Below are 20851 nucleotides of genomic sequence, written 5' to 3' on the forward strand. Positions count from 1 at the left end.
GGCAGATACCAAAGTTTCCTTGAAAGTCAAAGGATAGAGATCATGGCAAAAGGCAAGTTTGAACGTACCAAGCCGCACGTGAACGTGGGTACGATTGGTCACGTTGACCACGGCAAAACGACGTTGACGGCGGCGATCACGACCGTTCTGTCGAACAAGTTTGGCGGCGAAGCCAAGGGCTACGACCAGATCGACGCGACTCCCGAAGAAAAGGCTCGCGGCATCACGATCAACACGGCTCACGTCGAGTACGAAACGGAATCGCGCCACTACGCGCACGTTGACTGCCCGGGCCACGCTGACTACGTGAAGAACATGATCACGGGCGCGGCGCAAATGGACGGCGCGATCCTGGTGGTGTCGGCCGCTGACGGCCCGATGCCGCAAACGCGCGAACACATCCTGCTGAGCCGCCAGGTTGGCGTGCCGTACATCATCGTCTTCCTGAACAAGGCCGACATGGTTGACGACGCCGAGCTGCTTGAGCTGGTGGAAATGGAAGTTCGCGAACTGCTGAGCAAGTACGACTTCCCGGGCGACGACACCCCGATCGTGAAGGGTTCGGCCAAGCTGGCGCTGGAAGGCGACAAGGGCGAACTGGGCGAACAGGCCATCATGGCGCTGGCCGCTGCGCTGGACTCGTACATCCCGACGCCTGAGCGTGCCGTTGACGGCGCGTTCCTGATGCCGGTTGAAGACGTGTTCTCGATCTCGGGTCGCGGCACCGTGGTGACCGGCCGTATCGAACGCGGCATCATCAAGGTCGGCGAGGAAATCGAAATCGTCGGTCTGGTGCCGACGGTGAAGACGACCTGCACGGGCGTGGAAATGTTCCGCAAGCTGCTGGACCAAGGTCAAGCCGGCGACAACGTGGGCATCCTGCTGCGCGGCACCAAGCGTGAAGACGTCCAGCGCGGCCAGGTTCTGGCCAAGCCGGGCTCGATCACCCCGCACACGGACTTCACGTCCGAGGTGTACATCCTGTCCAAGGAAGAAGGCGGCCGTCACACTCCGTTCTTCCAAGGCTATCGTCCCCAGTTCTACTTCCGCACGACGGACGTGACGGGCACGATCGAGCTGCCGGCCGACAAGGAAATGGTCCTGCCGGGCGACAACGTGGCCATGACGGTCAAGCTGCTGGCTCCGATCGCCATGGAAGAAGGCCTGCGTTTCGCCATCCGTGAAGGCGGTCGCACCGTCGGCGCCGGCGTCGTCGCCAAGATCCTGAAGTAATCCGGATCCATTAAGCAGCACCCAACCAGCGAGGGCGCGACGCCGCCCTCGTCTTTCGTTCTTTAGGAAACGCCATGAAAAACCAAAAGATCCGTATCCGCTTGAAAGCCTTCGATTACAAGCTGATCGATCAATCGGCCGCTGAAATCGTCGATACCGCCAAGCGTACCGGCGCCGTTGTCCGTGGCCCGGTGCCGCTGCCCACGCGTATTCGCCGCTACGACGTCCTGCGTTCGCCGCACGTGAACAAGACGTCGCGCGACCAGTTCGAGATCCGTACCCATCAGCGCCTGATGGACATCGTGGATCCCACCGACAAGACCGTTGACGCCCTGATGCGTCTGGACCTGCCGGCCGGCGTCGACGTCGAAATCGCGCTGCAGTAAAGCGCCCAGCGAGCCTGCTACCTTCGCCGGTAGGCTCGTGAAGAATGGCCGCATTCCCCAGGAGTGCGGCCATTTTGTTTTTCGGGCGCAACGTTCAAATGCGCTAAGTGCTTGTGCTGCCTGAAAAAAACATGCTAATATGCCAAGCTTGCCATTTTGTGGCAGGTCTAACTATGGCGAGGCGCGCGCAATCCCGGGAGTTTCCCCGGAAATTTCGGGCATGCAACCCCAAGCCAGGTTGAACATAGTCGTAGGGCAAAGGCCGTTACCTTTTGCCTGATTAGCCCCGACCAATCGCAGTCGGGAATGGAGAAAACGATGTCGAATTCGACACCCACGCCCGCCGCTCACCGGCTGGGGCTGGTGGGTCGCAAGGTCGGCATGACCCGCATTTTTACCGAGGAAGGTGAATCCATCCCGGTGACCGTGCTGGACGTGTCGAACAACCGCGTGACCCAAGTTAAGTCGCTGGAAACCGACGGCTACGCCGCGATCCAGGTGGCTTATGGCACTCGTCGTGCCTCGCGCGTGGCTCAGCCGCAAACGGGCCACTACGCCAAGGCCGGCACCGAAGCCGGTAGCATCCTCAAAGAATTCCGCCTTGATCCCGCCCGCGCCGCCGAATTCGCGGCTGGTGCCGTGATCGCCGTGGAATCGGTGTTCGAAGCCGGCCAACAGGTCGACGTCACGGGCACCACCATCGGTAAAGGCTTTGCCGGTACCATCAAGCGCCACAACTTCGGTTCGCAACGCGCGTCGCACGGTAACTCCCGTTCGCACCGCGTCCCGGGCTCGATTGGTCAAGCTCAAGATCCGGGCCGTATTTTCCCGGGTAAGCGCATGGCCGGTCACCTGGGTGATGTCACCCGCACCGTTCAAAACCTCGACGTCGTTCGCGTTGACGCTGAGCGCGGCCTGCTGCTGGTCAAGGGCGCTGTCCCCGGCCACGCTGGCGCCGACATCGTCGTGCGCCCGGCCATCAAGGCCCCGGCCAAGAAGGGAGCGTAAGTAAATGGATCTCAAGCTCCTGAACGACCAAGGTCAGGCCGCTGCTACGTTCAGCGCTCCCGACACGATCTTCGGCCGTGACTTCAACGAAGCTCTGATTCATCAGATCGTGGTGGCTTTCCAAGCCAACGCCCGTTCGGGTAACCGCGCTCAGAAGGATCGCACTGAAGTCAAGCACTCGACCAAGAAGCCCTGGCGCCAGAAGGGTACCGGCCGCGCTCGCGCCGGTATGACTTCGTCGCCGCTGTGGCGTGGCGGTGGTCGGATTTTCCCGAACTCGCCCGAAGAGAACTTCAGCCAGAAGGTCAACAAGAAGATGTACCGCGCCGGGATCCGTTCGATCCTGTCGCAGTTGGCTCGCGAAGACCGCATCGCCGTCGTCGAATCGTTCGATCTGGAATCGCCCAAGACCAAGGCTGCCGCTGCAAAGCTGAAGAGCCTGGGCCTGGACTCGGTCCTGATCATCACCGACAGCGTTGATGAAAATGTTTACCTCGCCACCCGCAACCTGCCGCACGTTGCCGTTGTCGAGCCCCGTTACGCCGATCCGTTGTCGCTGGTCCACTACAAGAAAGTGCTGATCACCAAGCCGGCCATCGCTCAACTCGAGGAGATGCTGGGATGAACGCTGAACGCTTGATGCAAGTCATTCTTGCGCCGATCGTGACCGAAAAGGCCACCTTCGTTGCCGAGAAGAATCAGCAAGTCGCTTTCCGTGTCGTGGCTGACGCTACCAAGCCGGAAATCAAGGCTGCCGTCGAACTGCTCTTCAAGGTGCAGGTCGAGTCCGTGCAGGTCCTCAACCGTAAGGGCAAAGTCAAGCGCTTTGGCCGATTCGTTGGCCGTCGTCGCAATGAGCGCAAGGCCTACGTCTCGCTCAAGGACGGCCAGGAAATCGACTTTGCGGAGGTGAAGTAAATGGCCCTCGTAAAAGTTAAGCCGACTTCGGCTGGCCGCCGTGGCATGGTGAAGGTTGTCAGCCCGAACCTGCACAAGGGCGAGCCCTACGCGCCGCTGCTGGAAAAGAAGACCCGTGGTTCCGGCCGTAACAACAACGGTCACATCACGATCCGTCATCGTGGCGGTGGCCACAAGCAGCACTACCGCGTCGTCGACTTCCGTCGCGACAAGGACGGCATCCCGGCGAAGGTCGAGCGTCTGGAATATGACCCCAACCGTACGGCGCACATCGCTCTGCTGTGCTACGCCGACGGCGAACGTCGTTACATCATCGCTCCGCGCGGTCTGGAAGTGGGCGCCACGCTGGTGTCGGGCATCGAAGCCCCGATCCGCGCCGGCAACACGCTGCCGATCCGCAACATCCCGGTGGGTACGACGATTCACTGCGTCGAAATGATCCCTGGCAAGGGTGCCCAGATGGTCCGCTCGGCCGGCGCTTCCGCCGTCCTGCTGGCTCGCGAAGGCGTCTACGCTCAGGTGCGTCTGCGCTCGGGTGAAGTCCGCCGTGTGCACATCGAATGCCGCGCCACCATCGGTGAAGTCGGTAACGAAGAACACAGCCTGCGCCAAATCGGCAAGGCCGGTGCAATGCGTTGGCGTGGTATCCGCCCGACGGTCCGTGGCGTTGCCATGAACCCGGTGGATCACCCGCACGGTGGCGGCGAAGGCCGTACCGGTGAAGCACGCGAACCGGTCAGCCCGTGGGGCACTCCGGCGAAGGGTTTCAAGACCCGTCGCAACAAGCGGACGAACAATATGATCGTCCAACGGCGCAAGCGCAAGTAAGAGGCGAACACTATGTCACGTTCGATCAAGAAAGGCCCGTTTGTCGATGCTCACCTGATCAAGAAGGTGGACACGGCCGTCGCGGGCAAAGACAAGAAGCCGATCAAGACCTGGTCGCGTCGCTCGACGATCCTGCCCGAGTTCATCGGTCTGACGATCGCTGTGCACAACGGCAAGCAGCACGTTCCCGTTTACATCAACGAGAACATGGTCGGTCACAAGCTGGGCGAGTTCGCGCTGACCCGTACGTTCAAGGGTCACGCCGCGGACAAGAAGGCGAAGAGGTAAGCGATGGAAACTACTGCCATTATCCGTGGGGTTCACATCTCCGCTCAAAAGACGCGTCTGGTTGCGGATCTGATCCGCGGCAAGTCGGTCTCGCAAGCGCTGAACATCCTCACCTTCTCGCCGAAGAAGGCCGCCGCCATCCTGAAGAAGGCTGTCGAGTCCGCCATCGCCAACGCCGAGCACAACGACGGCGCCGATATCGACGAACTGAAGGTCACCACGATTTTCGTGGACAAGGCTCAGTCGATGAAGCGCTTCTCCGCTCGCGCCAAGGGCCGCGGCAACCGTATCGAGAAGCAGACCTGCCACATCACGGTCAAGGTCGGAGCTTAAGGAGTCACGATGGGTCAGAAAATTCACCCCACTGGGTTCCGTCTCGCGGTCACCCGTAATTGGTCCTCGCGTTGGTTCGCCGACGACAAGGCCTTCGGCTCGATGCTGGCCGAAGACATTCGCGTTCGCGAGTACCTGAAGAAGAAGCTCAAGAGCGCCTCCGTCGGTCGCGTGATCATCGAGCGTCCCGCCAAGAATGCCCGCATCACCGTCTACTCGGCTCGTCCGGGCGTGGTGATCGGCAAGCGCGGCGAGGACATCGAAAGCCTGAAGGCTGATCTGCAGCGCCTGATGGGCGTGCCCGTGCACGTCAACATCGAAGAAATCCGCAAGCCGGAAACCGATGCTCAACTGATCGCCGACTCGATCTCGCAACAGCTCGAGAAGCGCATCATGTTCCGTCGCGCCATGAAGCGCGCGATGCAGAACGCCATGCGTCTGGGTGCCCAAGGCATCAAGATCATGAGCTCGGGCCGTCTGAACGGTATCGAAATTGCTCGCACCGAGTGGTATCGCGAAGGCCGTGTGCCGCTGCACACCCTCAAGGCCAACATCGACTACGGCACCTCCGAAGCCCACACCACGTACGGCGTGATCGGCATCAAGGTCTGGGTCTACAAGGGCGACATGCTGGCCAACGGCGAATTGCCGCCGGAAACCGCCGCCCCGCGTGAAGAAGAACGTCGTCCGCGCCGCGCTCCGCGTGGTGATCGTCCGGACGGTGCTCGCACCGGTCGTCCGGGTGGTCGTGGCCGTGGTCCCCGCAAGGCGGACGCTGCTCCGGCGCCTGAAGGAGAATAACCATGCTGCAACCCTCTCGCAGAAAGTATCGCAAAGAGCAGAAGGGCCGCAACACCGGTCTGGCGACCCGTGGCACCCACGTGTCGTTCGGCGAATTCGGTCTGAAGGCCACCGGCCGTGGCCGTCTGACCGCCCGTCAGATCGAAGCCGCTCGTCGTGCCATCAACCGTCACATCAAGCGTGGCGGCCGTATCTGGATTCGCATTTTCCCGGATAAGCCCATCTCGCAGAAGCCTGCCGAAGTCCGTATGGGTAACGGTAAGGGCAACCCGGAGTACTGGGTCGCCGAAATTCAGCCCGGCAAGGTGCTCTACGAAATGGAAGGGGTTAGCGAAGAGCTCGCGCGTGAAGCTTTCCGCCTGGCCGCTGCCAAGCTGCCGATTTCGACCACGTTCGTCGCGCGTCATATCGGTGCTTAAGGAGTACTAAGATGAAAGCCAGCGAACTCCGTTCGAAAGACGCCGCCGAGCTCGGCAAAGAGCTCGAAAGCCTGCTGAAGGCACAATTCGGTCTGCGTATGCAGAAGGCCACGCAGCAGCTTGCCAATACCAGCCAGCTGCGCAACGTGCGTCGCGACATCGCGCGCGTGCGTACCTTGCTGACCGAGAAGGCAGGGAAATAAAGATGAGCGAAACTCAAAACACCCAAGTGGCCAAGCGCCAGCGTACGCTGGTTGGCAAGGTCGTCAGCAACAAGATGGACAAGACTGTCGTTGTGCTCGTCGAGCGCCGCGTCAAGCACCCCATCTTCGGCAAGATCATCATGCGTTCCGCGAAGTACAAGGCGCACGATGAATCGAACCAGTACAACGAAGGCGATACGGTTGAAATCGCTGAAGGCCGTCCCATCTCGCGCTCGAAGTCGTGGCGCGTGGTGCGTCTGGTTGAAGCCGCACGTATCATCTAAGTAAAAGCAGGACATCCGAACGGTTCGCCGTTCTGATATAAGACGGCAAGGGCCAACACCCTTGCCGTTTTTTTTCGCCTCGCGGGAATGTCCGCGCATGGGCACGGCGGGGCAAAAGGAAGAGATATGGGGCGCGGTTTTCCGGGATGGCGGCTGATAGGGATAGGGGCGTGTTGCCTCGGCTTGTTCGCGTCGCCGGCCTGGGCGCAGCAGGCGGCGCAGCCGCAACCGGCGGGGCCTGCGGCCGGGGCCGGCAAGCCGGCGGAGCCGGGCGGTGAGGGGCGGAACGTGCTGAACGCCGGCCCCGAGCCGCGTGTGCTGCTTCCGGCGGACTCCCGCGACCGCGCCGCCATCTTCGGTACGACGGATCCGGATGAATTGGCGCTCGCCGCGCAGGAAGACGTCATCGACGAGCAGCGCTTGCGGCTGCAGGTGCTTGAGAGCTTGTTCGGCCAGGCGTCGGAGACCCGCTCCGCGCCTTCGGGCAGGATACCGCTGCGCCCGACCTCGGCCGATCTGCCGCCGCCGTCCATGCCCCGGTTGATGCCGGCGCCGGCCGGCGCGCGGATCGATGGCACGCGGGAGGCGCGCGGCCAGGTCGACGACATGCAGCGCCGGGTGGACGGTTTGCTGCGCAACGCCGATACGCTAGGCCAACCGGCGCGTTGATCGCCGGGTGACCGAGGGCGGGAGCGCGTCTGGGCGTCAGCGGCGCCGCGCGAGTTCTCGCAGCCGTCCCGCGATCCCGGTGGGGAAGTAGTACACCGACACTACGAACAGAATGCCCAGCCACAGCAGCCAGCGGTCGGGCTCGAACAACAGCGCCAGCGGGGCGATGCCGGACACCGATTCGTGGATGCGGTGCAGGCCGTCCTGCAGATAGCTCTGCGCGAAGACGAACAGGCTGGCGCCCACCACTGCGCCGTACATGGTGCCCATGCCGCCGATCACCAGCATGAGCAGGATATTGAGCATGATCTCGAACGACAGCGAGGTATCGGGGCCGTTGTAGCGCAGCCAGAGCGCGTACATCGCGCCGGCCAGCGTGGCGAAGGCCGCGGCCAGCAGATTGGACAGGCTGCGGTACAGCACTGTGCGGTAACCGATGGCTTCGGCGCGGAACGGGTTCTCGCGGATCGCCTGCAGCACGCGGCCGAACGGCGAATTGACGATGCGCAGCAACAACAGGAACAGTACCAGGCAGACCGCGGCGATCAGGTAGTACGTAATGATGCGGCCGTCTATCGTAATGCCGAGGATGGGCTCGGAAAAGGGCCGGAAGGCCGGCCGCAGCATCTGCGGCACCTTGAAGTTCAGGCCGTCTTCGCCGCCCGTGAGTTCCGAGAGCTGGGACACCAGCGTCTGGAACGCGGCGGCGACCGCGAGCGTGATCATGGCGTAGAAGATGGCGCGCACGCGCAGGCTGGCCAGGCCGATCAGCAGGGCGAAGGCCAAGGACACGGCCAGGCCGGCGGCCGTGCCCGCGAGAACGGCCGTCCAGCCCGGTTCCAGGCGCACGCTGGCGATCGCCACGCCGTAGGCGCCGATGCCGAAGAACATCGTGTGCGCGAAGCTGACGATGCCGGTATAGCCCAGCAGCAGGTCGTAGCTGGCCACGAGGATCACGAACACCAGGATCTTCGCCGCCACGGCCAGCGACTTCGGGCCGGGGAAAAGAAAGGGCGCGGCCGCCAGCGCGGCCACGATCGCGATAAGCACGAGCGCGAGCACCGCGCTGCGGGGGGGATCGCCGGAAAGCAGGCGTACGGACATGTCGACGGGCCCTAGCGGTTCGTGACCGGATAAACGCCCTGCGGACGCCACAACAGGATGGCGACCATCAGCGCGATGTTCGAGAACAGGGCGGCCTTGGGCAGCAGGAAACCGGTGTAGTTGGCCATCAGGCCGACCAGCAGCGCGCCGATCAGGCAGCCCACGGTAGAGCCCAGGCCGCCGATCATGATCACGATGAAGATCAGCACGTTCACCTGCGCGCCCAGCTGCGGCACCACCGACTGCTGATACATGCCCCACAGCACGCCGCCGAGTCCGGCCAGCATCGATCCGGCGACGAACACGCCCACGAAGAGATGCTTGATCCGGTAGCCCAGGCTTTCCACCATCTCGCGGTCTTCCACCCCGGCGCGGATCAGCAGGCCCAGCTTGGTGCGGTTCAGCAGCCACAGCATGCCGCCCAGCACGAGCAATCCCGTCACCAGCGCGACGATCCGGAACTTCTCGATCGCGGCATCGCCGAGCAGGAACGCGCCGCGCATCGCTTCGGGCAGCGGCAGCGAGATCGTCTGCGGTCCCCAGAGCATCTTGATGATCTCTTCGCCGATGATCATGCCGCCCATGGTGATGAGGATCTGCTTGAGATGCTGGCCGTAGACCGGCCGGACGATGACGCGCTCGAACGCCAGGCCGACGGCGCCGGCCACCAGCATGCCGACGATCATGGCGGGCAGCACCGCCGCCAGGTTGACCCACAGGCTGCCGGACTGCGTCCAGTCGGCCATGGAGCCCAGCACCGTGGCCGCCATGTACGCGCCGATGGCGATGAACAGGCCGTGGCCGAAGTTCAGCACGTCCATCAGCCCGAAGACCAGCGTCATGCCCGAGGCCACGATGAAGATGATCATGCCCATGGCCAGGCCGGCCAGCGTCAGGGTGAGCCAGGTGGACAGGGACCCCACCAGCGGCAGCGCGATCGCGGCCAGGGCCAGCACCAGCAGGGCGGGGCGCAGGTCCGCGCGCACGCGCGGCAGCGGAGTGTCGAGTTCTAGCGTGCTCATTGGTGGCTTCCCAGGGACAGGCCCAGCAGGCGTGTCTGCAGTTCGTCGTCCGCGGCCAGCTGCGCCATGCTGCCGGCATGCACGACGCGGCCGTTGTCCATCACGGCGACGTGGTCGCCCACGAGGCGGGCGAAATTGAAGTTCTGTTCGACCAGCAGGATGGTGGTGGAGGCCTGCTTCAGTTCGATGAAGGCGTCGATCATGTTCTGCACGATGGCGGGGGCGAGGCCCTTGCTGGGTTCGTCCACCAGCAGCAGGCGGCGCGGCTCGATGATGGCGCGCGCCACCGCCAGCATCTGCTTCTGCCCGCCCGACAGCTTGCCGGCGGGATGCAGCCAGAACTTCTTCAGCGCGGGGAAGAAGCCGAAGATCCATTCCAGCCGGGCGGTGTCGAGCTGCGCGGCGTTGCGGGCCTGGCGCGCCGCGAGCAGGATGTTCTCCTTGACGGAGAGGTCGGCGAAGATCCCCATGTTCTCGGGCACGTAGGCCATGCCCATGCGCGCCATGTCCGGCGGCGAGGTGCGCGTGCCGGGGCCGCCCACGGGCGCGCCGTCGAAGCTCACCTGGCCCTGCGAAGCGCGCCACAGGCCCATGACCGTGCGCAGCGTGGTGGTCTTGCCCGCGCCGTTGCGACCCAGCAGCATGGTCACCGCGGAAGGCGGCACGTCGAGGTCCACGCCGTGCAGGATGTGGTACGCGCCGATGTGCGTATGCACGTCCTTCAGTTCCAGCAAGGGGCGCGTCATGCCGTTTTCTCCGTCGGGCTGACGCCCAGGTACGCCTGCTGCACGATGGGCGAGGCGATGACCGCGGCCGGTTCGCCGTCGGCCATCAGTTGACCGTTGTGCAGCACCACGATGCGGTCGGCCAGCTCGCGCACCACGTCCATCTTGTGTTCCACGAGCAGGATCGTCTTCGAGGGATCGTTCTTGATCTCCCGGATCAGCTCCAGCACCACGGGCACGTCGTCCACGCTCATGCCGGCCGTGGGCTCGTCGAACATGAACACCTCCGGATCCAGCGCGACCAGCATGGCGATTTCCAGCTTGCGCTGGTCGCCATGCGGCAGGTCGGCGGCGGACTGGTCGCGCCGCGCGGACAGGCGGGTGCGTTCGAGCAGCATGTCGGCGCGCCCGATCAGGCCGCGGTCGTCGTCCCAGGTGCGCCAGAACCGGATCTGGCGCCAGCCCATGCCTTGCTGGCGGGACTGCAGGGCCAGCCGCACGTTCTCGTGCACGCTCAGGCGCGGGAACAGCTGCGTCAACTGGAACGCGCGGCCCAGGCCGGCGTGCATCCGGGCCGCGGCGCCCAGCGCGGTGAGGTCGCGCCCGTTCAGGCGCACCGTTCCCGAACTGGCGCGCAGCTGGCCGGAGATAAGGTTGAAGTAGGTGGTCTTGCCCGCGCCGTTCGGGCCGACGATGGCCGTCAGCGTGCCAGGCGCATAGCTGCAGCTGACGTCGTTGACGGCCACGTGTCCGCCGAAACGGATGGTGAGCGATTGGGTCTCCAGCATGGACGGGCGGGGTTTCAGCGTTTGTTCTGGATCGGCACCGACATCTGGTCCGGCGTGATTTCCTTGACCAGGTCCTGCACGGCCCATGGCACCGACGGATCGTTCTTGATGCGGAAGTGGTACATGGACTGCATGGCCTGGTGATCCTCGGGCCGGAACGTCATCTTGCCCTTGGGCGTTTCGAAGCTCATCCCTTCCATGGCCTTGATCAGCGTGTCGGTATCGGAGTTGCCCGCGGTCTTGGCCAGCGCCTGCGCGATCGCGATGCCGGCCGACATGCCGCCCGCGGTGAAAAAGTCCGGTGGCTGTCCGTAGCGCTTTTGGTGCTCCGCGACCAGCCAGTCGTTCACCGGGTTCTTGGGGATGCCGTAGTAGTAATAGGTGGCGCCTTCCATGCCGGCCAGCGATTTCAGCGGCGTCATGACCGCCAGCGTGTTGCCGCCGGTGGCGATCTCGATGCCGAACCGCTTGGGATCGAGGTCGGCGATCTTGAAGGGGTTGCCGGCGCCGGCCCAGAGGATGAAGATGATCTTGCGGCCGGGCCTGTCCTTCAGCGCGTCGAACAGGCGCTGCGCGCCGGCGGTGAAGTCCGTGGCGTTGGCGGGCAGGTATTCCTCGTGCACGATCTTGGCATTTTTCAGGGCACCCTTGAACGCTTTCACGCCGTCCCGGCCGAACGCGTAGTCCTGCGCCAGCATGGCGATGGACGTGCCGGCCTGGTCGAAGGCCACGGCATTGGCGATGGCGTCCTGCGAGGAATTGCGGCCGGTGCGGAAGATGTAGCGGTTCCACTTGTCGCCGGTGATCGAATCCGCCACGGCCGGCTCGACCAGCAGGATCTTTTCGTACTCTTCGGCGATCGGCAGCATGGCCAGCGCGACGCCGGAGGAGGTCGGGCCCACGGCGATGTCGGCGTTGTCGTCGGCATAGGCCGAGGCGAGCTGCGCGCGGGCGACGTCGGGCTTGCCCTGGTTGTCCTTTTCGATGACGCGGATCTTGCGGCCGGCGACCGTCATGGTGCCTTGCGTCGCGTATTCCAGCCCCAGCATCAGGCCGGCCTGGGTTTGCTTGGCATAGGCTTCCAAGGGGCCCGTCTTGTCGTAGACGTGGGCGACGACGAAATCCTTCGCCGCCGCAGCGGAACTCATGCATAGGCCGGCCAGCGCGGCGAGCAGAACGCGTTTCATGGGTGGGCTCCTGTTATCAGTGGCGGATGGCCGCCGGTTGGTCCGGCGTGGCCAGGAATTGGCGGATGGCTTCAATCTGGGGGGCGACGTTCAGGGCGGGAGCGTGGCCGCAATCGGGGAAGTCGATGCGTTGCGCCCGCGGGCCGCGGCGCGTCATCGCGTCGGCGACCTCCGGCAGCAGCAGGTCCGAGTCGGCGCCGCGCAGCAGCAGGACCGGCATGCGCAGCGAGTCGTAGCCGCTCCAGCGCGCGTAGTCATCGGGGTGATGGCTGAACTGCCCGACGATGGCCGGGTCGTAGTGGGCGGTGACGCGGCCGTCCGGCAGGCGGCGCATGGAGGTCTCGGCCATCCGGCGCCATTGCTCGTCGCTTTGCCAGCCATAGGGCTTGTAGGCGACCCGCAGCCAGCCCTCCAGTTCCGTGACCGTGTCGAAGGCGGGCGGAGTGCCGACGTAGTCCAGGATGCGCTGGATGGCGGCCTGGGGCAGCTCGGGCCCGATGTCGTTGACCACCAGGTGCGAGATCCGGTCGCGCAGCGTGGTGGCGGCGGCATGCATGCCCGTCGCGCCGCCCATGGACGTGCCGACCCAGCGCACGCGGGCGAGCGCCAGGCCGTCCAGGAGGGCGCGCGCCAGCGCCGCGTAGAAATCCAGCCGGTACTCGGCCGCCGGGTCGGGGCTCCATTGGGACAGGCCCCGGCCTATCGTGTCCGGGCAGATGATGCGGTAATCGCCCGCGAGCGCCTGCGCCAGGTCGTCGAAGTCGCGTCCGGTGCGGGCCAGGCCGTGCCACATGATGACGGGGGGCGCGTCCGCGGCGCCCCATTCCGTGTAGTGCAGTTCGCGGCCTTCGCAGCGCAGATAGCGCGAAGCCGGCGCGGACGCGTTCGCCATGGGTCTCCTCCCGGGTTGTCCAGGTTGTGTGCTTATCGGGCTGACTATAGACTTGCGCCAAGCGCGCCAACAAGGCGGCCGACACCCCGGAACAGGGTGAGTCAAGAATATGTAGACGCAGGATCACGAGCGCCCGGCGCCGATCCCCGCGTACAAGGAGACCGCGCCATGTCCGATACGGAATTCGCCATTTCGGCCGGCGCCGGCGCGGACCGGCGCGACGAATGGCGCGCGGCCCTCTCGGACGCGTTCGGCCCGTTCGAGGTGCATCACGGCCGGCCCGGCAACTTTTCCGGGCACGTGCGCTACGCGCGCCGCGCCAGCCTGCAATTCAACGACCTGCACTACCAGGGGCAGAAACTCGAACGCACCGCCGGCAACGTGTCGCGGCTGGACCAGGAGTTCTATACCTTCGGCCTGCCGCTGGCGGGGCCCTTGGCCGTGCGGCAGCGGGGCCGGGAGTTTCAGATCGAGCCGGGCTGCGTGTACCTGATGAACCAGAGCCTGCCCTACGAGGCGACCGCGCAGGGCGCCGCCGGCTACCGCAGCCTGAGCGTTTCGTTTCCGCGCAGCGCGCTGTCCCAGCGCGATTCCCGCATCGGCGCGTTCTACAAGCTGCGCGTGGACGACGGCTCATCGCGGGGCGCGCTGTTGGCCAGCTACATGGACCATCTGTTCAAGGGCATGGGCGGCTGGTCGGACATCGAAGTGGCGGAACTGGGCGAGCGCCTGATCGACCTGATCGTGCTGTTCCTGGTACAGCCGGGGCAGGGGCAGGCCTCGGAGTCGGACAGCAGCGTGACGGTGGCGCACCGGCAACGCGTGCTGGCCTACATCCGCCAGCATCTGGCGGATCCGGCGCTGTCGCCCCAGTATGTGGCGCAGGGCTGCGGCCTGTCCGTGGCGTATCTGCACCGCATCCTGCGCGCGGGCGGGCTGTCGGCGGAATCCTTCATTTTCGAGCAGCGACTCGACAAGTGCCGCGAACTGCTGCTGAACCCGCAGCATCGCCACCGCAGCATTTCGGAGCTGGCCTATCAGGTCGGCTTTTCGCACCCCTCGCACTTCAGCCGCCTGTTCAAGCGCCGCTTCGGCATGACGCCGCGCGACTTGCGGGCCGGCTGCTGGCCCGAGGCCTCAGGCGCGGGCCAGCAGCAGGGCTGAGCCCCAGGCCGCCAGGTACAGTCCCACGCCGAACGAGGCGTGCGCCATCAGGCTGCGCGCGCGCGCCGTATTGGGCTTGGGCACGCGGGAGGCGGCGATGCCGGCGCCCATGCCCGGCTGCAGGATGAGAAAGGACGCCGCCACGCTGAGCAATCCGAATAGCAGGGCGGGCATCAGGGTGGGGCGCTGGGCCCATTCCAGGCCGACGGCCGCCAGCAGCATCGCCGCGAACGCCATGCCGACCCCGTAATGCACTGCCCAGCCCAGCCCGAGTTCGCCGCGCACCGGGGCGGCGCGGCCGATGGCCTCATGGGTGTAGCGGCCGCGTGCCAAATGGCCGACCCACCTGCCCACCATGGCGTAGTTGAGCGAGGGGGCGCCGAAGCAGCGGTTGAGGAAAACCGCCCATAAGTCCATGACCGCGGTCGCGCCGATACCGATCATCAGGGCGCGCGACAGGAATTCGAGTTCGGGGGGCATGGGCATCTCCGGTTGCCGCGCCAGGCAGTGCGGCCGCGCGGATAGATATCAAGACATTCAATTTATTGATTGAATGTTAGAGTGATGGTATCGTGATGTCAATGAACGCCTCCGCCGATTCCTATCCCGCCCAGCATTTCGATGCGCTCGCCGAGATCGCCAAGACCTTGGGGCACGCGCACCGGCTGGTGCTGCTTGAGCACGTCGCCCAGGGCGAGCGCGCGGTAGAGCGCCTGGCCGAACTCTCCGGGCTGTCGGTGGCCAATACGTCCCAGCATCTGCAGCACCTGCGCCGCGCCGGTTTCGTCCAGACCCGGCGCGACGGCAAGCGCGTCCTGTACCGCCTGGGCACGGGGCCGGTGGCCCAGTTGCTGGCGGCGCTGCGCGGTTATGCCGAACACCAGCGCGCCGAGATCGAGGAAGTCATCGCCGACAGCGTTCACCGGCGCGAGCGGCTGGATGGCGTTTCCGTGGATGAATTGCTGGGTCTGCTGGCCAGCGGAAGCGTCACGCTGCTCGACGTGCGTCCCGCGGAAGAATTCGCGCTCGGCCATCTGCCGGGGGCGGTCAACATCCCGCCCGAGCAGTTGGAACGCCGGCTGGCGGAGCTGCCGGCCGATGCCGACATCGTGGCCTATTGCCGGGGCCCGTATTGCGTGCTGTCGTCGGATGCGGTCGCCGCGCTGCAGGCCAGGGGGCTGCGCGCGCGCCGGCTGGACGTCGGCTTTCCCGAATGGAAGGCGGCGGGGCTGCGCGTCGAAGCGGCTTGAGGCCGGGTAGCCCGCCAGGCAAAAAAAACCCGAACGATGACGTCCGGGTTTTTTTTCGAGCGGGCAGGGTCAGACGTGCGTGATGAACTTCGTGACCAGGTAGCCGTCGAACGTCTCCAGGCCGCCTTCGCTGCCGATGCCGCTGTCCTTGATGCCGCCGAAGGGCGTCTCGGCCAGGGCGCTGCCGAAATGGTTGATGTTGACCATGCCGGCTTCCAGGCCATTGGAGACCTTGGTGGCGGTCTGCAGCGAGTTCGTGAACACGTACGACGACAGGCCGAAGGGGAGGCTGTTGGCGCGGCGCAGCACTTCATCGGTATCGGTGAAGCGGACCACGGGCGCGACCGGGCCGAAGGGTTCTTCGGTCATCAGCATGGAGTTGTCGGGCAGGTCGGTCACGACGGTGGGGGCGAAGAAGAAGCCCTTGCGGTCCAGCGGGCCGCCGCCGACCACCACCTTGCCGCCGTGCTTCTTGGCGTCGTCGATGAAGGCGCTCATGGCGGGGACGCGGCGTTCATGCGCCAGCGGGCCCATGTCGGTGCCGTCTTCCAGGCCGTCGCCGACCTTGATGTTCTTCAGCACTTCGGAGAAGCGCGCGAGGAACTGCTCGTAGGCGCCGTTCTGCACGTAGAAGCGGGTGGGCGACACGCACACCTGGCCGGCGTTGCGGATCTTGAACTTGGCCAGCATGGTGGCGGCGCGGTCGATGTCGGCGTCGTCGAACACCAGCACGGGCGAGTGGCCGCCCAGTTCCATGGTGACGCGCTTCATGTGGGCGCCGGCCAGTGCGGCCAGTTGCTTGCCCACCGGTACGGAACCGGTGAACGATACCTTGCGCACGATCGGCGAGCGGATCAGGTAGTCCGAGATCTTGGCGGGCTCGCCCCAGACGATGTTCAGGCAGCCCTTGGGCAGGCCGGCGTCGTGGAACATGCGGGCGATCGCCATGACGGCGCTGGGCGAATCCTCGGGGCCCTTCAGCACCACCGTGCAACCGGCGCCGATGGCGGCGGCGATCTTGCGGATGGCCTGGTTGTAGGGGAAGTTCCAGGGCGTGAACGCGGCGCAAACGCCGATGGGCTCGCGCACGACGATCTGGCGCACGTCGGGGTTGCGCGGGGGCACCACGCGGCCGTAGATGCGGCGGCATTCCTCGGCGTGCCAATCGGCGTGCTCGGCGCAGGAAGTGACTTCGCCGACGGCCTCGGCCAGCGGCTTGCCCTGGTCCAGCGTCATGTTGCGGCCGATTTCCTTGGCGCGTTCGCGCGACAGCGTCGCGACCTTGCGCAGGATGGCGGAACGCTCCATCGGAGACGACTTCTTCCAGGATTCGAAAGCACGCTGGGCGGCGGCTAGCGCGCGATCCAGATCCGCTTCGGTGGCGTGGGGCAGCTGGCCGAGAACTTCCAGCGTGGCCGGGTTGATGACGTCCTGGGTGCGCCTGCCCTCTCCGGCGACGAATTCGCCGTCGATATACAGCGCCAACTGTTCATACATGCCTGTCTTTCCTTGCGAAGTAGGAGTGGATAGCGATCGCTGTCGCCCGTGCCAGTCTAAACCAGCTTGCGGGCCGCGGGGAGGTCCAATGCGGGGAGGACGCTTGGAGCCAATCGGCGGGCGAACCTTGCGTGCGCGCCCGGGCATGGACAAAATGGTGCATCTTTGGCTGCCCACCCGGTTATCTATTGTGCAACCCGTCGATGCGCGTCCGTCCGGCAAGCCCAGTTTCTACTCACGAGCCTTTTTCCGTTTCATCGACTGGCTCCGCAACCGCATCGCCCAGGCCTCGCTGGTGGGCGACCGGCCCATCTTCCAGAACGGCCAGTTCCCCTGGGTGGCCCGGCTTGAAGCCCAAGCGCCCGCCATTCGCGCCGAGCTGAGCGGCCTGCTGGCCGAGCGCCGGCAGCTGCCATCCTTCCATGAACTGTCCCCGGATGTGGGCATGATCACGTCGGACGACCAGTGGAAGACGTTCGTCTTCATGGGCTACGGCCTGCGGTCCGAGCGCAACCTGGCGCGCTGCCCGGCCACCGCGCGGGCCTTGCAGGACATCCCCGGCCTGCGCACCGCCTTCTTTTCGATCCTGGAGCCGGGCAAGCGCATCCCCCGGCACACCGGGCCGTACAACGGGGTCCTGCGCCTGCACCTGGGGTTGGTGGTGCCGGAGCCGGCCGACCGATGCTGGATCGAGGTGGGGGGCGAACGCTACAGCTGGAAGGAGGGCGAGGCCGTCGTGTTCGACGATCTGTACCCCCACGAGGTGCACAACGACACCGCCGGGCCGCGCGCCGTGCTCTTCGTGGACTTCGAGCGCCCGTGCCGGGCGCCGATACGCTGGCTCAACCGGCTGGTGCTGGCGGCGGCGCCGTTCACCGACGAAATCCGCCGCGGCAAGGCCAACCATGACGCCTGGGAGCGAAACTACTACCGCGATAAAAAAGGGCTGGATTGAACCGGGCCGAAAACGCCCCCCAAAGGGAAGTTTTCCACAGGCGCTGTCGTGTATTTGCTCACTATCTCAACAAAGGGCTTGCGCTCAAAATATAAGCAGGCTAGAATTGTCAGCTTTCCCAGATTGTCGATTGGCCAGGGATAAGCTCAGGCCAACGTGTTGGGGGAATACCCGCAGGATTTCAACCCAGGGTCGTTGCGTTGCCACCAGTTGCTGGTCTTTGGAGCGGAAGCTCGAGGCGCCAGCCAACAATAAGCAGGGCGGCTGACCTGACGGGACCAAAACTGGCAGGAATTGCAGTGTTCCCTTTTGGGGAAAACCGTATTTCCAGTTAAGTTGGAACAGGAAAAATCATGATCCAAATGCAGACCACGCTGGACGTGGCCGATAACACTGGTGCGCGTCATGTCATGTGCATTAAGGTGCTCGGCGGCTCCAAGCGCCGTTATGCCGGTATCGGCGACATCATCAAGGTGAGCGTCAAAGATGCGGCTCCGCGCGGACGCGTCAAGAAAGGCGAAATTTACAATGCCGTGGTGGTTCGTACCGCCAAGGGCGTGCGCCGTAAAGACGGTTCGCTGATTCGTTTCGGTGGCAATGCCGCCGTGTTGCTCAACGCCAAGCTGGAGCCCATCGGCACCCGCATCTTCGGACCCGTTACGCGTGAACTGCGTACCGAGAAGTTCATGAAGATCGTGTCGCTGGCCCCGGAAGTGCTGTAAGGAGCCCTACGATGAACAACATTCGTAAAGGCGACGAAGTCATCGTCCTGACCGGCCGCGACAAGAAGCGTCGCGGTACCGTGCTGGCGCGCGTCGATGCCGACCACGTTCTGGTCGAAGGCGTCAACGTCGTCAAGAAGCACGTGAAAGCCAACCCGATGGCCAACAACCCGGGCGGAATCGTCGAAAAGACCATGCCGATCCACATCTCGAATGTGGCGCTCTTCAACCCCGCTACCGGTCGTGGCGACCGCGTGGGCGTGCAAGAAGTGGAAGGTCGCAAGGTTCGCGTGTTCCGTTCCAATGGTGCCGTTGTCGGCGCCAAGGCGTAAGGGGCGATAGACATGTCTCGTTTGCAAGATCTCTACAAGAGCAAGGTCGCTGCCGACCTGCAAGCCAAGTTTGGCTACAAGAGCACGATGGAAGTGCCGCGCATCACCAAGATCACCCTGAACATGGGTGTCTCGGAAGCCGTGGCTGACAAGAAGGTTATCGAGCACGCCGTCTCGGACCTGACCAAGATCGCCGGCCAAAAGCCCGTCGTGACGAAGACCAAGAAGGCTATCGCCGGGTTCAAGATCCGCGAAAACTACCCGATCGGTTGCATGGTCACGCTGCGTGGTCAGCGCATGTACGAATTCCTGGATCGCCTGGTGGCGGTTGCGCTGCCTCGCGTGCGCGACTTCCGCGGTATCTCGGGTCGTGCGTTCGACGGCCGTGGCAACTACAACATCGGGGTGAAAGAGCAGATCATTTTCCCCGAAATCGAGTACGACAAGATCGACGCGCTGCGTGGGCTGAACATCAGCATCACCACCTCCGCGAAGACCGACGAAGAAGCCAAGGCGCTGTTGACGGCCTTCAGCTTCCCGTTCCGTAACTAAGGGGCTGATGACGTGGCTAAACTTTCCCTCATCAATCGCGACATCAAGCGCGCCAAGCTGGCTGACAAGTTCGCTGCCAAGCGCGCTGAGTTGAAGGCGATCATCGACGACCAGTCGAAGACCGACGAAGAACGTTACCAAGCTCGGCTCAAGCTGCAACAGCTGCCGCGCAATGCCAACCCGACGCGTCAACGTAACCGTTGCGTGGTCACCGGTCGTCCGCGCGGCGTGTTCCGCAAGTTCGGCCTGACGCGCCACAAACTGCGTGAAATGGCGATGAAGGGTGAAATCCCCGGCATCACCAAGGCCAGCTGGTAGGAGAAACAATATGAGCATGAGCGATCCCATCGCCGATATGCTGACCCGCATTCGCAATGCGCAGCAAGTGGACAAAGTTACGGTGAGCATGCCCTCCTCGAAGCTGAAGGCGGCCATTGCCGCTGTGCTGAAGGACGAAGGCTACATCGACAGCTTTGATATCAAGGGCACCCAGGCCAAGCCTGAGCTCGAGATCACCCTGAAGTACTACGCTGGCCGTCCGGTCATCGAGCGCATCGAACGCGTCTCGCGCCCCGGTCTGCGTATCTACAAGGGCCGTACCAGCATTCCTCAGGTCATGAACGGCCTGGGCGTGGCTATCGTTTCGACCTCGCGCGGCGTCATGACCGACCGTAAGGCTCGCGCCAACGGCGTCGGCGGCGAAGTGCTGTGCTACGTGGCCTAAGGAGAAATTCGAATGTCACGTATTGCTAAGTATCCGGTCGAACTGCCCAAGGGTGTTGAAGCCAACATCCAGCAGGATCAGATCACCGTCAAGGGCCCGCTGGGCACCCTGACCCAAGCCCTGACCGGCGACGTCACGGTTGCGCTGGACGACGGCAAGCTTACGTTTGCCGCCGCCAACGAAACCCGTCACGCTAACGCCATGTCGGGTACCGTGCGCGCTCTGGTGGCCAACATGGTCACCGGCGTGAGCAAGGGCTTCGAGCGCAAGCTGAACCTGGTCGGCGTGGGTTACCGCGCCTCGATTCAAGGCGACGCCGTTAAGCTGCAGCTCGGTTTCTCGCACGACGTTTTGCACCAGTTGCCGGCCGGCATCAAGGCCGAGTGCCCGACCCAGACGGAAATCGTCATCAAGGGCGCCAACAAGCAAGTCGTCGGTCAGATGGCCGCTGAAATCCGCGCGTACCGCGAACCCGAACCCTACAAGGGCAAGGGCGTGCGTTACTCGGACGAACGCGTCGTCATCAAAGAAACCAAGAAGAAATAACGGCGCACGCAAGGACGAATC

30 protein-coding genes are annotated in these 20851 nt (G+C 64.4%); 22 read left to right on the forward strand and 8 right to left on the reverse strand.

The genetic code is table 11. The features are described from left to right. Positions 1-42 precede the first annotated feature (42 nt). From tuf to ADE01S_RS07025, 13 genes are all read left to right on the forward strand, one after another. Positions 43-1233 (forward strand): elongation factor Tu, encoded by a 1191-nt coding sequence (tuf, locus tag ADE01S_RS06965; RefSeq protein ID WP_062680839.1) that lies wholly within the window; start codon positions 43-45, stop codon positions 1231-1233. A 74-nt stretch (positions 1234-1307) separates the two neighbouring features. Further along, positions 1308-1619, forward strand: a complete 312-nt coding sequence (rpsJ, locus tag ADE01S_RS06970) for a 30S ribosomal protein S10 (RefSeq protein ID WP_003806903.1) — start codon at positions 1308-1310, stop codon at positions 1617-1619. A gap of 318 nt (positions 1620-1937) precedes the next feature. Beyond that, positions 1938-2627: a 50S ribosomal protein L3 gene (rplC, locus tag ADE01S_RS06975; protein WP_062680865.1), complete on the forward strand. Its 690-nt coding sequence runs from the start codon at positions 1938-1940 to the stop codon at positions 2625-2627. Between the two features lie 4 nt (positions 2628-2631). Beyond that, a complete protein-coding gene (rplD, locus tag ADE01S_RS06980) occupies positions 2632-3252 on the forward strand; it encodes a 50S ribosomal protein L4 (RefSeq protein WP_042795904.1) in 621 nt (206 codons plus the stop codon). Further along, complete coding sequence (gene rplW, locus ADE01S_RS06985) at positions 3249-3545, forward strand: 50S ribosomal protein L23 (protein ID WP_006216557.1); 297 nt, start codon at positions 3249-3251, stop codon at positions 3543-3545. Before rplD ends, rplW begins: the two co-directional genes overlap by 4 nt. Beyond that, positions 3546-4373 (forward strand): 50S ribosomal protein L2, encoded by an 828-nt coding sequence (gene rplB / locus ADE01S_RS06990; protein ID WP_062680867.1) that lies wholly within the window; start codon positions 3546-3548, stop codon positions 4371-4373. Positions 4374-4385: 12 nt separating this feature from the next. Further along, positions 4386-4661, forward strand: a complete 276-nt coding sequence (gene rpsS, locus ADE01S_RS06995; RefSeq protein WP_006216555.1) for a 30S ribosomal protein S19 — start codon at positions 4386-4388, stop codon at positions 4659-4661. Positions 4662-4664: 3 nt separating this feature from the next. Next, entirely contained in the window at positions 4665-4994 is a 330-nt protein-coding gene (gene rplV, locus ADE01S_RS07000) for a 50S ribosomal protein L22 (protein ID WP_043541551.1), read from the forward strand. 9 nt (positions 4995-5003) lie between these two features. Next, entirely contained in the window at positions 5004-5795 is a 792-nt protein-coding gene (gene rpsC, locus ADE01S_RS07005; RefSeq protein ID WP_006389609.1) for a 30S ribosomal protein S3, read from the forward strand. A gap of 2 nt (positions 5796-5797) precedes the next feature. Then, complete coding sequence (rplP, locus tag ADE01S_RS07010; RefSeq protein ID WP_006389610.1) at positions 5798-6214, forward strand: 50S ribosomal protein L16; 417 nt, start codon at positions 5798-5800, stop codon at positions 6212-6214. Between the two features lie 11 nt (positions 6215-6225). After that, positions 6226-6417, forward strand: a complete 192-nt coding sequence (gene rpmC, locus ADE01S_RS07015; protein ID WP_003806912.1) for a 50S ribosomal protein L29 — start codon at positions 6226-6228, stop codon at positions 6415-6417. 2 nt (positions 6418-6419) lie between these two features. Then, entirely contained in the window at positions 6420-6701 is a 282-nt protein-coding gene (rpsQ, locus tag ADE01S_RS07020) for a 30S ribosomal protein S17 (protein ID WP_006216549.1), read from the forward strand. 288 nt (positions 6702-6989) lie between these two features. Further along, positions 6990-7370, forward strand: coding sequence for a hypothetical protein (locus ADE01S_RS07025; protein ID WP_075873390.1), 381 nt, complete (start codon positions 6990-6992; stop codon positions 7368-7370). A gap of 36 nt (positions 7371-7406) precedes the next feature. On the opposite strand, the gene ADE01S_RS07030 is transcribed toward ADE01S_RS07025, so the two are convergent. The 6 genes from ADE01S_RS07030 to ADE01S_RS07055 are packed head-to-tail and all read right to left on the reverse strand — an operon-like array spanning position 7407 to position 13088. Continuing rightward, complete coding sequence (locus ADE01S_RS07030; RefSeq protein WP_062680871.1) at positions 7407-8474, reverse strand: branched-chain amino acid ABC transporter permease; 1068 nt, start codon at positions 8472-8474, stop codon at positions 7407-7409. An 11-nt stretch (positions 8475-8485) separates the two neighbouring features. Further along, entirely contained in the window at positions 8486-9496 is a 1011-nt protein-coding gene (locus ADE01S_RS07035) for a branched-chain amino acid ABC transporter permease (protein WP_062680872.1), read from the reverse strand. Beyond that, positions 9493-10242 (reverse strand): ABC transporter ATP-binding protein, encoded by a 750-nt coding sequence (locus ADE01S_RS07040; protein WP_062680876.1) that lies wholly within the window; start codon positions 10240-10242, stop codon positions 9493-9495. The genes ADE01S_RS07035 and ADE01S_RS07040 overlap by 4 nt, the downstream gene beginning before the upstream one ends. Continuing rightward, a complete protein-coding gene (locus ADE01S_RS07045) occupies positions 10239-11009 on the reverse strand; it encodes an ABC transporter ATP-binding protein (RefSeq protein WP_062680878.1) in 771 nt (256 codons plus the stop codon). The genes ADE01S_RS07040 and ADE01S_RS07045 overlap by 4 nt, the downstream gene beginning before the upstream one ends. A 14-nt stretch (positions 11010-11023) precedes the next feature. Further along, positions 11024-12196: a substrate-binding domain-containing protein gene (locus ADE01S_RS07050; RefSeq protein ID WP_062680880.1), complete on the reverse strand. Its 1173-nt coding sequence runs from the start codon at positions 12194-12196 to the stop codon at positions 11024-11026. Between the two features lie 16 nt (positions 12197-12212). Further along, entirely contained in the window at positions 12213-13088 is an 876-nt protein-coding gene (locus ADE01S_RS07055; protein ID WP_062680882.1) for an alpha/beta fold hydrolase, read from the reverse strand. Between the two features lie 168 nt (positions 13089-13256). Here ADE01S_RS07055 and ADE01S_RS07060 point away from each other — a divergent pair, with 168 nt between their 5' ends. Further along, on the forward strand, positions 13257-14252 hold the full coding sequence (locus ADE01S_RS07060; protein WP_062680884.1) for an AraC-like ligand-binding domain-containing protein: 996 nt from the start codon (positions 13257-13259) through the stop codon (positions 14250-14252). On the opposite strand, the gene ADE01S_RS07065 is transcribed toward ADE01S_RS07060, so the two are convergent. Continuing rightward, positions 14226-14732, reverse strand: coding sequence for a DUF2938 domain-containing protein (locus tag ADE01S_RS07065; RefSeq protein WP_062680886.1), 507 nt, complete (start codon positions 14730-14732; stop codon positions 14226-14228). The genes ADE01S_RS07060 and ADE01S_RS07065 overlap by 27 nt on opposite strands. A 101-nt stretch (positions 14733-14833) precedes the next feature. Between ADE01S_RS07065 and ADE01S_RS07070 the strand changes: the two genes are divergently transcribed. Beyond that, positions 14834-15502 carry an ArsR/SmtB family transcription factor gene (locus ADE01S_RS07070; RefSeq protein WP_062680888.1) on the forward strand — a complete coding sequence of 223 codons (669 nt, stop codon included), beginning with the start codon at positions 14834-14836 and terminating at the stop codon, positions 15500-15502. A gap of 69 nt (positions 15503-15571) precedes the next feature. On the opposite strand, the gene ADE01S_RS07075 is transcribed toward ADE01S_RS07070, so the two are convergent. Further along, positions 15572-16999 carry an NAD-dependent succinate-semialdehyde dehydrogenase gene (locus ADE01S_RS07075; protein WP_062680890.1) on the reverse strand — a complete coding sequence of 476 codons (1428 nt, stop codon included), beginning with the start codon at positions 16997-16999 and terminating at the stop codon, positions 15572-15574. A 190-nt stretch (positions 17000-17189) separates the two neighbouring features. On the opposite strand from ADE01S_RS07075, the gene ADE01S_RS07080 reads away from it, so the two are divergent. The 7 genes from ADE01S_RS07080 to rplF all read left to right on the forward strand — a co-directional run bounded on the left by ADE01S_RS07080 (position 17190) and on the right by rplF (position 20830). Further along, positions 17190-17954, forward strand: a complete 765-nt coding sequence (locus tag ADE01S_RS07080; protein WP_082775732.1) for an aspartyl/asparaginyl beta-hydroxylase domain-containing protein — start codon at positions 17190-17192, stop codon at positions 17952-17954. Positions 17955-18307: 353 nt separating this feature from the next. Then, positions 18308-18676 (forward strand): 50S ribosomal protein L14, encoded by a 369-nt coding sequence (gene rplN / locus ADE01S_RS07085; protein WP_006216531.1) that lies wholly within the window; start codon positions 18308-18310, stop codon positions 18674-18676. Positions 18677-18687: 11 nt separating this feature from the next. Continuing rightward, positions 18688-19008 carry a 50S ribosomal protein L24 gene (gene rplX / locus ADE01S_RS07090; RefSeq protein WP_006389623.1) on the forward strand — a complete coding sequence of 107 codons (321 nt, stop codon included), beginning with the start codon at positions 18688-18690 and terminating at the stop codon, positions 19006-19008. A 12-nt stretch (positions 19009-19020) separates the two neighbouring features. Then, entirely contained in the window at positions 19021-19560 is a 540-nt protein-coding gene (rplE, locus tag ADE01S_RS07095) for a 50S ribosomal protein L5 (RefSeq protein WP_043541565.1), read from the forward strand. 12 nt (positions 19561-19572) lie between these two features. Further along, positions 19573-19878: a 30S ribosomal protein S14 gene (gene rpsN, locus ADE01S_RS07100; protein WP_006216527.1), complete on the forward strand. Its 306-nt coding sequence runs from the start codon at positions 19573-19575 to the stop codon at positions 19876-19878. Between the two features lie 10 nt (positions 19879-19888). Continuing rightward, a complete protein-coding gene (rpsH, locus tag ADE01S_RS07105) occupies positions 19889-20284 on the forward strand; it encodes a 30S ribosomal protein S8 (protein ID WP_062680892.1) in 396 nt (131 codons plus the stop codon). A gap of 12 nt (positions 20285-20296) precedes the next feature. Next, positions 20297-20830: a 50S ribosomal protein L6 gene (rplF, locus tag ADE01S_RS07110; RefSeq protein ID WP_062680894.1), complete on the forward strand. Its 534-nt coding sequence runs from the start codon at positions 20297-20299 to the stop codon at positions 20828-20830. Positions 20831-20851 lie beyond the last annotated feature (21 nt).

The sequence above is a fragment of the Achromobacter denitrificans NBRC 15125 genome (assembly GCF_001571365.1).
Classification (GTDB): Bacteria; Pseudomonadota; Gammaproteobacteria; order Burkholderiales; family Burkholderiaceae_B; genus Achromobacter; species Achromobacter denitrificans.